The sequence below is a fragment of the Streptomyces sp. NPDC048825 genome (assembly GCF_043198355.1).
Classification (GTDB): Bacteria; Actinomycetota; Actinomycetes; order Streptomycetales; family Streptomycetaceae; genus Streptomyces; species Streptomyces xiangluensis.
Genome location: NZ_JBICUR010000001.1, coordinates 712,273 through 724,773 on the forward strand (window position 1 = coordinate 712,273; position 12,501 = coordinate 724,773).

General features: G+C 67.0%; 13 protein-coding genes and 4 pseudogenes. 5 read left to right on the forward strand and 12 right to left on the reverse strand.

The features are described 5' to 3' along the window. The first annotated feature begins 91 nt into the window (after nucleotides 1–91). A complete protein-coding gene (locus tag ACGFNK_RS03260) occupies nucleotides 92–460 on the forward strand; it encodes a VOC family protein (RefSeq protein WP_393411398.1) in 369 nt (122 codons plus the stop codon). A 140-nt stretch (nucleotides 461–600) separates the two neighbouring features. Further along, the gene (locus ACGFNK_RS03265) at nucleotides 601–867 is read left to right on the forward strand and encodes a hypothetical protein (protein WP_393411400.1); all 267 of its coding nucleotides are present in this window, start codon (nucleotides 601–603) and stop codon (nucleotides 865–867) included. Nucleotides 868–1,131: 264 nt separating this feature from the next. Here the strand turns inward: ACGFNK_RS03265 and ACGFNK_RS03270 are convergent, their stop codons facing one another. The 9 genes and pseudogenes from ACGFNK_RS03270 to ACGFNK_RS03310 form a co-directional block, all read right to left on the reverse strand. Next, on the reverse strand, nucleotides 1,132–1,491 hold the full coding sequence (locus ACGFNK_RS03270; RefSeq protein WP_393412144.1) for a tyrosine-type recombinase/integrase: 360 nt from the start codon (nucleotides 1,489–1,491) through the stop codon (nucleotides 1,132–1,134). An 84-nt stretch (nucleotides 1,492–1,575) separates the two neighbouring features. Then, nucleotides 1,576–1,752 (reverse strand): annotated as a pseudogene (locus tag ACGFNK_RS03275) (helix-turn-helix domain-containing protein); the annotation flags it as partial. Next, nucleotides 1,749–2,775: pseudogene (locus tag ACGFNK_RS03280) on the reverse strand (replication initiator); the annotation flags it as partial. The pseudogenes ACGFNK_RS03275 and ACGFNK_RS03280, both read right to left, overlap by 4 nt. A gap of 521 nt (nucleotides 2,776–3,296) precedes the next feature. Further along, a complete protein-coding gene (locus ACGFNK_RS03285) occupies nucleotides 3,297–3,548 on the reverse strand; it encodes a hypothetical protein (RefSeq protein ID WP_393411402.1) in 252 nt (83 codons plus the stop codon). Between the two features lie 27 nt (nucleotides 3,549–3,575). After that, nucleotides 3,576–4,631, reverse strand: coding sequence for a hypothetical protein (locus ACGFNK_RS03290; protein ID WP_393411404.1), 1,056 nt, complete (start codon nucleotides 4,629–4,631; stop codon nucleotides 3,576–3,578). A gap of 1,700 nt (nucleotides 4,632–6,331) precedes the next feature. After that, on the reverse strand, nucleotides 6,332–6,787 hold the full coding sequence (locus ACGFNK_RS03295; protein ID WP_393411406.1) for a MarR family transcriptional regulator: 456 nt from the start codon (nucleotides 6,785–6,787) through the stop codon (nucleotides 6,332–6,334). A gap of 244 nt (nucleotides 6,788–7,031) precedes the next feature. After that, nucleotides 7,032–7,679: a GNAT family N-acetyltransferase gene (locus ACGFNK_RS03300; RefSeq protein WP_393411409.1), complete on the reverse strand. Its 648-nt coding sequence runs from the start codon at nucleotides 7,677–7,679 to the stop codon at nucleotides 7,032–7,034. Nucleotides 7,680–7,937: 258 nt separating this feature from the next. Further along, nucleotides 7,938–8,348, reverse strand: coding sequence for a tyrosine-type recombinase/integrase (locus tag ACGFNK_RS03305; protein WP_393412146.1), 411 nt, complete (start codon nucleotides 8,346–8,348; stop codon nucleotides 7,938–7,940). Nucleotides 8,349–8,378: 30 nt separating this feature from the next. Beyond that, nucleotides 8,379–8,588: pseudogene (locus ACGFNK_RS03310) on the reverse strand (ISKra4 family transposase); the annotation flags it as partial. Nucleotides 8,589–9,026: 438 nt separating this feature from the next. On the opposite strand from ACGFNK_RS03310, the gene ACGFNK_RS03315 reads away from it, so the two are divergent. After that, nucleotides 9,027–9,293: a hypothetical protein gene (locus ACGFNK_RS03315; RefSeq protein ID WP_393411411.1), complete on the forward strand. Its 267-nt coding sequence runs from the start codon at nucleotides 9,027–9,029 to the stop codon at nucleotides 9,291–9,293. An 83-nt stretch (nucleotides 9,294–9,376) separates the two neighbouring features. On the opposite strand, the gene ACGFNK_RS03320 is transcribed toward ACGFNK_RS03315, so the two are convergent. Both ACGFNK_RS03320 and ACGFNK_RS03325 read right to left on the reverse strand, forming a co-directional pair. Next, on the reverse strand, nucleotides 9,377–10,480 hold the full coding sequence (locus ACGFNK_RS03320; protein ID WP_393411412.1) for a trypsin-like serine peptidase: 1,104 nt from the start codon (nucleotides 10,478–10,480) through the stop codon (nucleotides 9,377–9,379). A 59-nt stretch (nucleotides 10,481–10,539) separates the two neighbouring features. After that, on the reverse strand, nucleotides 10,540–10,803 hold the full coding sequence (locus ACGFNK_RS03325; protein WP_393411413.1) for a DUF397 domain-containing protein: 264 nt from the start codon (nucleotides 10,801–10,803) through the stop codon (nucleotides 10,540–10,542). A 311-nt stretch (nucleotides 10,804–11,114) separates the two neighbouring features. On the opposite strand from ACGFNK_RS03325, the gene ACGFNK_RS03330 reads away from it, so the two are divergent. Both ACGFNK_RS03330 and ACGFNK_RS03335 read left to right on the forward strand, forming a co-directional pair. After that, nucleotides 11,115–11,303 (forward strand): hypothetical protein, encoded by a 189-nt coding sequence (locus tag ACGFNK_RS03330; protein ID WP_328360327.1) that lies wholly within the window; start codon nucleotides 11,115–11,117, stop codon nucleotides 11,301–11,303. Between the two features lie 52 nt (nucleotides 11,304–11,355). Beyond that, nucleotides 11,356–11,643 (forward strand): annotated as a pseudogene (locus ACGFNK_RS03335) (UTRA domain-containing protein); the annotation flags it as partial. A 122-nt stretch (nucleotides 11,644–11,765) separates the two neighbouring features. Here the strand turns inward: ACGFNK_RS03335 and ACGFNK_RS03340 are convergent. Continuing rightward, nucleotides 11,766–12,302, reverse strand: a complete 537-nt coding sequence (locus ACGFNK_RS03340) for a hypothetical protein (protein ID WP_393411414.1) — start codon at nucleotides 12,300–12,302, stop codon at nucleotides 11,766–11,768. Between the last annotated feature and the right edge of the window lie 199 nt (nucleotides 12,303–12,501).

Genomic DNA, 12,501 nt, shown 5'->3' on the forward strand with positions numbered 1-12,501 from the left:
CACCAATTTTTTCAGGAATTGCGACACGATGCGGCGCATATCCCGGTCAGGCTGGTGGATGCGCACCTACCACCTGTGAGAAGGAACAACCATGACCACATCCGTCGTGTCCATCGTCTACGTGAACGACGCTCCCACCGCAGCTCGTTTCTACGGCGATCTCCTCGGCATGAGCCCCTCGTTCGAGACTCCGGGATACATCACCTTCGACCTCGGGCCAGGCGCTGACCTCGGTCTGTGGTCTGGCCAGTTCGAGGATCTGTCACCGGACGTCCCGCGCACCAGTGAGGTTTGCCTGGCCATTGACGGTGGACGACCCGACGAGCTCAACGCGATCTTTGAGCAGTGGAAGTCCAACGGGGTCACGATCCTGCGCGAGCCTCATGATGCGGGGTTCGGGCTGACCTTCCTCGCAGCCGATCCTGACGGGAACCGTATCCGCGTCGCACCGAAGGGCTGAAAGGCCGCAATGCGGCAGGCGCGCACGATAGGTGTCGCGCCTGCCGTCGTCTTTATGACGAGTGGGATCCGGAGCGGGACTACGGACCTCGGTGGCACCCGCAGTGGATTCCGATCGCGTGGAACGGATGCGGCGATTCGATGGTCATCGACCAACGTGACTGCACCAAGCAGGGGCGGATCGGCATCGCCTGGCACGACGACGTCAGCCACTTCGAGCCGGTGGCGAGGATGTCGTCTCTACCCGCCCTGCTGGCCTCCGTTGCGAACAGCCTGGAAGAGGGGGAATGCATCGGCAGCTACACACCACGCGTCACGGAGGAAGACGAACTGGAGTGGCGGCAACGGGATGAGGAGGAGATCGCGTCGAAGCGGTACGGCAAGTTCGGCAGACCGATCGACGAATAGTGCCGCCGACCTCAACCTCGTGACCCACCATCGTGGCGCCTGTCGAATACGTGTCGGCGTCGACCACCGAGGCGCCAGAGGTGACCGAAACTATGCAGGTCAGAACGCTGGTTACCCCAGAGCGCACCAGCCTCTTCTAAGCGCTTGGCCGCAGGTTCGAGTCCTGCCGGGGGCGCCCACTCCTACCAGCAAAAACGCCCCAGAGGGGTCATCCCCTCCAGGGCGTTCGCGTCTCTGACGGCAACCCTGACGGCAACGGTCACGTCATTCGACGGTCAGCAGCGTGCCCAGCTTGTCCAAAGCGGCCCGCTTCTCGGTCATGTCGGCGTGCGCGTATATGTCCATGGTCACGTCCTGCGCGCTGTGCCCGACGATGTCGCGGACGATGTGCGGCGGGATGCCGAGGCCGAGCAGCAGGGTGACGCAGGTGTGCCGGAGGTCGTGGAAGCGGACCTCGAGGCCCAGCCGTTCGCGGATCGGGTAGAAGTGCCGGTTCGGGTTCCGGGGCTCGATCGGAGTCCCCCGCCTGGTGGTGAAGACCAGGCCGGTTTCCTGCCAGTGCTCCCCGCCGCCTCTCGCTCCTCGGCCTGGCACTCGCGGTGCCGGCGGAGAGCGTCCACGCACACGGCCGGGAGCGGTACGGGCCGCTCCGAGCGACGCGTCTTGGGTGCGGTCAGCGTCAGCTCCCCATTGAGGCGCTGGAGGGCCGTCGATCTCGCGGGCGATGAAGTCGCGCAGGGCGTCGGCGGGAATGCGGCGAGAACGGCCGACGGTGATGGAGGTCAGTCGGCGGGAGCGGATCAGGTCATACACCGTGGAGCGGCCGAGCCTGAGCCGCGCCATGACTTCGGGCACGGTCAGCAGCTCGGGGGTGGCGGTGGTCATGCTGCGGCTCCTTCCTGGGCGAGTTGGTCGCGTAGGGCTTCGCGGGCGGTTTCGCGGTTGAGCTGTAGGTCGCGGGCGATGGTGGCGGCGAGGGCGGATTCGCCGGGGGTGTGGCCGTGTCCGGCGTACTGCCAGTCGGCGAGGACGAGGACGGTGTCCGGCTCGCGGTCGTCCAGGCCGAGGGCTTCGCGCTCTTGCGCGGCGCGGAAGTCGGCGCGGGCCTGGCGCAGTTCGCCGAGTGTGGTCGAGTAGCGGCGGGACTTGGAGGAGAAGTGGCCGCGGAAGCCGAGCATGTGAGCCCAGGCCCACAGGCGCCGATTCGGGTAGAGCGGGTCGAGTTCCTTGCAGGCCTTGATGAGTCGTCGGGTGTGGTCGGGGACCTGGTGGCGGTCGAGTTCGGAGAGTTCGCCGATGCGGCGGTCGAGGGTGCCGGTGTTCTCAGCGGTTTTGGTGGCGTACTTGGCGACGTAGGAGGCCACGGCCTGTTCGGTGATGTCGGAGCCGTCACCGAAGGCCTTGACCGGGCGGACGTCGAGCTGTGTGCCCCAGCGGAAGGTTCGGGCGGGCTGGTCACCAGCGGCGGGCACAGAGACCGAGGGTCTCAGGTCCCTCGGGGCCGTCGATGCGGATCACGGCGTGGAAGTGCACAGCGCCGCGCTTTTGGAACTCGGCGACCTTGCCGTACGACAGCCGGGCGGACTCCTTCAACTCCCGCTGGGTCAGGCCCGCACGGGCGGCGATCTCGCGGCGGAGCCGGTTGGTGAAGCGTTGCCACAACTGCCCGGCGTGGTTGTTGAACAGGACGGCGCCCGCGTAGTCGTACGTGGCTGGTTCGAGTGCGGTGCCGAGGGCCGGGTCATCCGGGGCGTGGCGGGTGCCGCAGCGGCAGGTGCCACGGTCGGGCCGGTTGTGGACGGGGCCGAAGGACGGGGCGGTGAGGGTGGCGAAGACGCGGGGGTGGTCGCGGACCGTGGCGGGGATGTCGCGGCGGTCGTCTCCGGCCAGGCCTGCGCGGATGAGGTGAACCCCCAGGTCGAGCACCCGGGGGTTCTTTGTTGTCTAGACCGGTGCGAAGGGCGCGCACAACCGCACCATTAGCTCTCGTCAGCCTCCTCGTGTTGGGCGCGGGTCGGCGTGGAGGGTCGTCGTTGTGGTGCTTCGCACGCTGCGCGCGCAAGGTCGTCGAGACCGGCGGCGACCTCCCGTTGCCGTTCGTCGTCGGAGTGCTGATAGATCAGCGCGGACTTCTCGCACCGACGAGAGCGAGGCCGCCGGCTGATCCCCGGCCAGCTCTTGCGGCCCTCGGTCCACACCATCCGGCACTGTTTGGCCGCCACTCGCCTCAATGCCCGCCGCCGTGTGGAGAACCGTCCTGATCTACGAGTTATGGCGTCGGCTCTACCAGACCCGCGCCCTGGCCAGTCATCACCGACGCCGCGGAGACCCGCTCCCGGACCTCCTCCGACTCTGGTCCCACCACTGGCCGGTCCCGCCCGAAGCGGAAATCACCATGTTGCCGACTCCGTGACCGTTGGCACTGCGAATCACCCGTCCATGTCGTCGTCACCGCTCCGCCCGGCCTCCGGTTCCCTGGTGAGCCGGGTCGCAAGGTGGTAGGCGACGGTGACGTCCTGGTATTCCTGACCGGGGATGACCGGGTCCGGTAGGTGGGTCCGGTCGCTGTGGCTCGTCGACTCTCGCTTCCCGGTGCCGGGGAAGCGAACGACTGTCTGGGGTTCCTGCGTGAAGCGGAGCCGTTCGGCGTGGACCGTCGACCGGAACAAGATGTCCCCCACCGGGCTCCCGGCTCCCGCCCCTCGCGTTCAGGGCGGCTCCTCCGGCTCCCTGGCGGTACGTGGGCGACTGGATCGTGGCGGCAGCTTCCCGTCCTCTCCGCGCACCCGGCGCGTGCGGGTGCCGCCTTGACTCCGGCCGGCCCGGCCCCGCTCTCCCTCCGCGCCCTTGCGCGCCGCACGCGGCTCGGCCGGCTCGGTCCGTTCAGCGGTGGCGTTCGCCGTCTCAGCAGCGTCCGCAACGGCGTGGCCGCCGCCCTGTACCGTGTCGCCTGCCGCTTCCGTCACACCTGCGGCCTGTCCGGCCACGCTCCCGGCGGTGCTGCCCACCGCCTCGCCGGCGCTTCCGACGGTCCGGCTCGTCTCATGGCCGACATCCTGCACCGCGCGCCCGGCACCACCGCCCACGTCCTGAACGGCCCTCCCGGCTCCCTGACCGACATCCTGCGCCACGGAGCCGACGCCCCGGCCCACGTCCTGGACAGCAGCCCTGGCGCCCTGCCCCACGTCCTGAACGGCCCTCCCGGCTCCCTGACCGACATCCTGTACGGCCCTTCCGGCACCCGTACCCAGCTCTCCCACGGCCTGACGGGCTCCGCCGCCGACATCTTGTACGGCGGACCCGATTCCACGCGCCAGCTCGTGCAGGATCTCCGGGTTGCGGTCGAGAGTGGTGAGCACTCTGTCGATGATCTTCGCGACGTGGTGGAGACGCACCTTGAGCTGGGCCTGTGCCTCGACACCCGAGATGCCCAGGTGCACCCGGCCGAGCGTGACGTCGGCGCCCACATTCAGTTTGAGCAGATCCAGCACCTCGGCCTGCAGCGAGACATGCGCCCGCAGATCCTCGACGTCCAGGTCGATCTCGTCGACCTTCAGGATCGGAACGTCGAGGAAGACGTCAGGGCTCGCACCGGCTGCGTCCTCCTCGTCGTAGGACGCCGGCTCCTCTTCGAACGATGCCGACTCCTCGTCGTAAGCCTCGGGATTGGCGTACTCGTCACTGTCCTCAGCGTCGAGTTCGTCACCGTGTTCGTCGTCGTAGTCCTCGACGGAGCCCTCGTCGTTCTCGGCGTTGCCGCGCATCGCCACGCCTCCGCGGTTTTGGCATATGTTTCGACCATTTTCATCCATTGTGGTCATTGATGCGCGGTAGGTACCGTCCGCCCAAGCGAGGGCGATGGCCGCCAGGCGTGCTTGGATGGGTTCGTCGGACTCAGCAGAGTTGGGCTGACGCGCAGGTCAGATGGGTTAAAGGACTGGGCTGGCAGGCACGCGGAGCGGCAAACGGGCGCTCCGAACGGGACGTGATGATTTCGCCGGACAGCTGACCGGACAGGACGCGGAGTCCCGGCTGCGCAGGCGCACCACATCGCCACGTTGAGCGTCGGCACGAAGGTCCTCGCCAACCGGTGTCCGGCGAACCCTCCCTCGACTGGAACATCCTTACCGTCGGCACTGAGGCTGTGGGGACAGACCGCGTGCCAGATCGCGCGGGGAACCGCGGGAAGCGCAGTCAGAGGGTGTGCTGTACAGCGCCTTCCACGCGCCCGACCATGGCCGAGGCAACTCACGAGCCCAGGGAGGAGAGAGCACGGCGGAAAGGGAGGCGGCAATCCGCGCTGTGGCGCGCCGCGCTGTCCACGTGCACTGGGTACGGGAGCGGCCTGACAAGCCGACCTGGCGGGACCGGCTTCACTCCCAGGTCCGTGACCAGGGAACCCGTGATGGCCGCCCGTCTCAGTTTCCGTCTCATTCAGCGCCGTTCGCGGCCGTTTCAGACGAGACCGGAGGCTCCAGCCGTTCAGACGACCGGCCGCCCGTGAACGCAGGTGAACGGTCCCGTCCGAAGCCCTCGGGGCTACCACCACAGTTGGAAAGCGTGCGTCTTGGATGGCATCTGCGACACGCCGAAACTCTCCAAAGCTGCTCGTTCTTCGCTGCCGAGCCCAAATCGCGTTGAGTCCAGATCATGCCTGACCTGCACTTTGCTCATCGGGCAGCAGGTGGAGCAGTTAGCGGCGATGCTCCGTCGAGGACGTCAGGAGCCAGCCTGATCTGCTGTTTCGTCGCTGTAGGGCACCTGGGAGGGCAATTCCATCGGTTTGGGCGGCGTTGGCTGACGGCTTGAGTATGTTGCGCAGGCAAGAGGCCTGCCGCAGCGACCCGTTGGGCTGCAAACCATGAGCGTTGCGGCAGGCCTGGACACCCCAGTGGAGAGGTATCCGTATGAGTGTCGCACTCTGCCGTTGCTTCGGCTCAGACCCGAGACCCCTGAGTTCCCGACCGTGGAACGTTACCGTGATCGTCGTCGTCGTTCTCCTGTCAGCGCAGTGTGGGGAAGTCGTCGGTGCGTTCGCCGATGCCGCTGCCTTCCTCACCTTGCTGGTCAGTAGCGGTACAGCAACGGAGTACCGCAACCCCAGCAACCTGCTACGCCCTGTAGCGTCCTCGTAGGGCCATAGCGCAACCGCCATGACCGCCACCGGCCGATCCACATAGAGCTACGGATCAGAAGGTCGGCACGCAGCACGATGCCGGTCAGGCCCGTGCCACAGCCGTGCCAGATGCAGGGGTCAGCCGCGGTGAACAAGGGTGGCTGGCGGGCGCATTCGTGCCCGCCAGCTCGACCAACAAAGCCGCAGGTCACTGGCAAGGCACCCCAGCCTCGCTCCTAAAGCGGGTGTCGCAGGTTCGAATCCTGCCGGAGGCACCAGGCAAAAGGCCACCTACGGATCTCCGTAGGTGGGGTTGCGCAGCTACGGATGGGCACAACCGATCAGCAGCTACGGAAGCTCGCTATTGCCTCCGAGGTTGGCGATCATCCGCCGGAGCACGTTCAGGGTGGTGACATAGTCGGCGGTCTCCACGCCGTTGTGCATCTGCTCGTGGACCTTGAGGGTGCGGGCCCTCGCGCGCTGACGTCCCTCTTCGCCAGCGTCGGTGAGTGTGAGGCGGCCGTTGAGCTCCGAAGTCCAGCCCCGGGAGGCGAGGTCGGCGTAGACGGCCTCGAAGTCGGTGTCTTGGCGGTCAAAGGGGGAGAGCTTGGCAGTGAGGGAGACGCGGGTCCACTGCTCGGGGGCGCCGGCGACGTGGTTGAGGATCCACCAGTGCGGCTGTGTGAGCCCTTCCTCCGCGAGGGCGGCACGGATGCTGCCAACTACGATCTCGTTTGCGACCCCGCTCCAGTAGCCGAGGGGCTGGGCGGCAAGCTGGTCCCGCGAGTACTCCGTGATCGTCATGCCTGGACCGTAAAACGTGAAGCGCAGTTGAGGTCAATAGGTGACATCCATGACCGAGACGTGGAGGACACCTCCCCCTGGTCGACGGGGCCGTTGCTCGGAGAGACAAGCGGACCCCATTTACTTCCCGATGCGGTGGAGCATGGCTGAGGAGGCCTCCACCCATGCGGCGGCCCTCGCAGACTCCATGGGGCTGGTCTGCTTCCACCCTCAACAGAACCGGCTCAGGCCTTGCACTTGTGGTTTATCGTCCGGCGTCGGATGACGTGAGGAAGACGCTGGTGACTGGCGCGTGCATGGTCCAGCCAAGCGACGCGTAAAGGCCCTGCCCCTCAATCGTTGCGGCGAGCACCCCAGCCCGGGCGCCCGCCGCGATCGCTGCGTTGGCCAAGGTGTGCATGACCGCCCGTCCCAGGCCTTGGCGACGGTGATCAGGTGCGGTCTCTATCTGGTCAAACACGACTGAGCTGGTGCGGGAAGAGCTGGCGACCTGGCCGTGAGCGGCAAAGGCGCCGTCCATGTCGCGGATGAGGGCGCGGGTGACATCGCCTCGGCTCCACGTGCGCAGTTGGTAGCCGACAGGGAGGTCCGTCGCGGACGGGTGCAGGGTTGTCGACATCAGGAAGCCGGGGGCGTCAAAAGTCCATGCTGGTGTGAGCCAGGGGGAAATGGTCTTCGAGGTCGTGAGTACCTTGAGCCAGGTGCCAGGCGCTGTGGTCGTCTTCACGAGCCTGCGGATGAGCGTCTCGTCGGCGTTGGGTAAGACGTGTCGGGTTACCTGCTTGGGTAGTCCGACGTCGACTGTGAATCCCCAGGGCTCTTCCACTGGAGGGGCGGCCCCGCGCGAGGTGGCCCAGCCTTCGACCCAGGCCCGCACGATCTCGGTATCCATACGCCCTCCACATGTAATAGGTGCTAATAGTTAAGGCACATTACGTGCTAGGAGATGCCAGCCGATCGTGGGGCTACTTGAGCTCGCGCTGTCGCACCAGTCGACGGCAGCAGCCAGAGCGGACTCGGATCGAACTCCTGAAGGCGGGTGTCGCAGGTTCGAATCCTGCCGGGGGCACAGCAACAAGGGCCAGCTCAGGAGGGGTTTCCTCCCAATCTGGCCGTTCGTCGTGTTCGACGCCGTGCCACACGCGTGCCACTACGTCCCGTCGGCGCCCTCTCCGGAGGAGCCGGAGGCCCCTCCCCCACCGCCACGGATCAATGCGCCGAGCCGGTCGGCGATGGCCTGGTCACGGTCGCTGGTCATGTGCTGATAGATCGGGGCCGCGCGCGAGCTGCTGTGACCCATGCGGGTCATCAGCTCACGGGTGCTGGCCCCAGCCGTGGCGGCCAGCGTGTTGCCCGTATGCCGAAGGTCGTGGAAGTGCAGCTCGGCCGTGACACCAGCAGCGTTTCGAGCCTTGACCCAGTCGTCCCGGAAGTTGCTCCGCCGGAGCTGTCCGCCCTGCGGCCTGACGAAGACGTGACCGTCACGACCAGGAGCGGCGAACTGCTCCAGGTGGTGCGTGACCTCGTCGAGCAGCTCGGCCGGGAAGGAGACAGTGCGCACTCCAGCAGCAGACTTCGGCGCCTTGTCGGTGCGCTGGTGCTCTCGGGTGTGGTGGTAGGCCAGGTAGGCGTCGAGGTCGTCGCCGGCGTGGACGGCGCGGAGTTCGAGGACGGCTTCGGCGCTGTCGAGGCCCCAGCGGGCGCCGGTGATGTCCCTGCGGTTGCCCACGAGGTGTCGGCAGGTGACGCCCTCGGGCGAGCCGGTCGCGATCGGCCACCCCTGCTGCACCGGGGTGTCGTAGCGGACCTGGTGAACGCTCACTGCGGCTCGCTCGCCGCAGCCGCAAGCGATACTCGCGCTACGAGTTCATGGTGATCTGCCACACCCGCGACCAGCCAGCCATCCGCATCTGCCAACTCGACCTCGGTTCAGGCAGGTCGAAGGAGCAGGCGAATGAGTACCACTACCAGGATGTAGTGGCCGTCCGCACGTCTACCGTGCCTCTGAACATTTGGAGGCGCCACTCTCAACCCGCGCCCCTCCCGGCACGCGTACTCCACCCGCCTCGACACAGCCCGCCACATGCAGATCAGAGGAGGAGACACGGAGGTTGATCGCGGTGCGGTCGCCGCTGGAGCCACGTTGTCCACGCTTGGGCTCAGTGGATTCGGAGGGGGTTGCGTGGGAGGGTGGAGAAGGCGGACCGTCCGGGTCCGGTCAGGTCGATAGCCTGCCCGAGTGACGAAGAAGACCCTGATGACAGGCGTGCTGCTGGCCGCCGTGTGCGCGGGAGCCGGCGCCGCCGCGTACGCCGCCTTCGCCGAGGACACGTCCGTTTCCGTGCACACGCAACAGCCGAAGAGCCGTGCGGACTACATCGAGATGTGGAAGGCGGACCTGGCGAAGTCCGGCAAGCAACTGCCCGAGGACGTGGACTCGATGACGACGCAGGAGATCCTTGACGAGTGGGGCAAGGAGCTGGGCAAGCACGCCGAGCCGGAGTGACATGACAAAGGGCCCGCACCGACGCGGGCCCCTCCGCCCGTCCCGGGTCAGCTGGTTCTACTGACTCGGCGGGTCCAGTTGGTTCAGCTGATGCCGTTCGCGGTGCTCATCGTGTTGCCGGCCTTCGAGTCGTGCTCCGAGGAATACTGGTTGTCGTTGAGGCGGTTGCCGGAGCCGTCGGCTTCGTGGTGGCTGATGGCGCCGATGATGCGCGGGTCGCTGGTGTTCTTGTTCTCGACCCACGGGCCGCCGGACGACCCCTCACCCATGTCGCAGTCCATCTCCATGCGGTCGTCGAACGGGTCCCAGGGACTGCCGTCCACGGTGTTGCCGACGCAGTACATCATCCGCTCGCCGGTGAGGTCGGTGCGGTTGTAGCCCTTGCCGGGGTAGCCCGCCGCGTACACCTCGGCGTGGTCGGTGAGGTTCTCGGTGAAGGTGTAGCCGAAGGCGCCCACGTTGTCCTGGAGCTTGCCCCAGGTGGGGTGGTCGTTGAGGACCAAGGCGGCGTAGTCGGCGTCCTCGAGGTCGCCGCTGTCCATCCACTCGTCGTTGACGACCTTGGACTTGATGGTCCAGGCCCCGTAGGGGCCGCTGCCGTCGCGGTAGCCGGGGATGAACGCCGTCATGTCGTTGAACCCGGCGGTGCCGGTGCCGTCGCCCATGTGGACGCAGTGGCCTGCCGTCCACAGCGTGTTCCGGTTGTTGGAGACGATGACCGCTGCCGAGCAGGAGTGGGCTGAGCCGTCGGGCTGGTTGAAGAACAGTCGGCCCACCAGGGAGTACTGGGGCGCCGTGGTGTACGGGACCTCCTGCGAGACGGCTATCTCGGTGGCCGCCGTGGTGGAGGTGCTGCTGGTGGCGAACGTGCCGTTCACCGGCTTGACCGCGGGGGCAGAGAGGCCGGCCGAGTCCGCCACGGGCCTGGTGTCCTCGGCCGTGGTGTCCGCGGCGGCGGGGGGCCGCTTCTTCAAGTCGGGCAACTTCACCGGGTTGGCCGCGGCGGCCCGCAGGCGCTCCGGGGTCCAGTAGGCGCGGATCTCCCGGTCGGTGTGCTTCTCGGCGGCCACGGTGACTCCCGCCGGGACGTCCTGGCCGGCCGCGGGCGCGGCCTGGGCCGTGAGGGGGGTAAGGGAGAGCGCGGCCGTGACGGCGGCGAAGGGGACGGCGATGCGGTGCAGACGCACGAAGGCCTCGTTTCAGAAGCTCGATGATCTTGGACCAGCATGCAATCACCTCGTTGGGGTCATGACACGGTCACGCCGTGAACCGTCTGTGCAGAGAGGGCGATGGTTACGGGGAGGCGGCCGACCCGCCTTTCAGGTGCGGCGCAGGGAGTTGGCAAAGTGGGTCCAGCTGGCCGGGGAAAGGCGGAGTATGGGGCCGTGGCCCGGGTCGGGGCGGTCTCGGAGTCGCGGACGGCGACAACTCCCCTGATGTTGCGGGCGACCTCGACACACTCACCGCTGCCGGTACTGCAACTGGACTTCACGAAGTCGAAGCCGTTCATAACACCATGTCCCCTCGCTGCAGCTCCTGGGTGGTCGACTCACTCACTCCCTGGTGATCGGTTGGCCCGAGTCGGTGGGATTCCCAGGACGACCCAGCTCGGATCACCGCGCTAATGAAGCGCTACCGAGCGCAGAAGCTCTACGAGTTGAGCCCTGACGACCTCTTGGCCGAGCTCAATAGTCAGGCGGAGCTGGAAAGCGTGCTGGCCGACTGTCGCATATTGCCTCGCCGGACGGCCCCCGCCTCCGTATGGTCTGCGCTGGGGACGAGGTTGAACAACGGCGCGAGCTGTGCGGGGAGCAGGGGATGGTGAGCAGGAGACGCTATGTGGCCAGAGGGGTGCCGGGCGGCTACCGCATCTGGGACAACCGAGGCCGTCGATGGTGGGGCGATCTCTACGAGTTGTGCCCTGACGATCTCTTGGCCGAGCTCAATGGTCAGGCGGACCCAGCTCGGATCACCGCGCTAATGAAGCGCTACCGAGCGCAGAAGCGATAGGCACCACCGAGTAATGGACGACGACGGCGCGCACCACAAGCGCACCAGATCGACCGCCGGCACCCTCGTCGTCCTGCCCGAAGGAGCGCCGCACGCCGGAGCGGGCGTCGTGAACCGGATGGCCGCAATCGGCATCACCGTCAGCCACGCCGTGGAGCAGCCCGAGCCACGGCAAGCGACCGCCGAGGAGGCGTCACTTCTCGGCATCCAGAAGGCCGCTCTGGTCACGCACATCCGCCGGACGTACTACAGCGACCAGGGACGGCCCGTGGAGACGGCGGACATCGTGGTGCCCGCCGCTCACTGCGAGATCGTCTACGAGATCCCAATCAACCGTTAGAGGTCATTTCATTGGTGAGGCTGGGTGACTGATGAGCATGACGGCGAGGCCGGCCGAGCCACGTGATACTCAGGCTCGAATCCCTGAGCGCGACAGCTCCAGACCGTCATATCAGTCCCTGATCAGGGATTCTGCGTCGGCGCGAGCCGCCATTGCCCGGAATGGCCGGGTGGGAGCGCCAGGTCGCGCCGGACGGCCGCGTAATACCCTTCACGCGCGGCGCGCTGGCGCTCAAGCATGGCTGACCACGTTTCTGGGCTATGGGTCCCGTCGCGCAGGAATCCCTCCATGTCCATGACCGTGACAACCCATTCGCGGGCTTTCTCCACCACGTCCGGACTGCCGAGCATCAACAGTGCTTCCCCTGCCGGATCCCGGTCATCAGTGGCATCGGCCAAATGAGGCGCTGCCTCCTCAGGTGACAAGGGGTGCGGGTGAGGGTCGTTGCCGAGGTGCGCCGCGATCCGGTAGGTCAGAGTGACAGTCTTCTTCAGCGACCGGGCGTAGTTGGCGTAGGCCGTCAGCCGCCTTTCCTCCCATCGGGCCGCCTGCTCGCGACGGAAGCGGGCTTGATCACCGCGCATAACCACCAAGTACGATCCGAGGGCGCCGATTACCACGCCCATCAAGGCGGGGAGCTGTTGTATGAACGCGGACATAGCCACACGCTATAGCGAGGAGACAGAAGCCACTTGACGTCAGAGGGCTTGACCCGCGGGCCGCGGACGTACAGCCGACGGCAGCGCTGACGGCAACGAGCACGGACGACGACGGCATTCGGCAGCCTGTCGCGGAAGTGGCACGGCCCGCCGGGCCAGGCTGCGGGGGTGTGCCCGCATCTTCTAAGCGCTTGGCCGC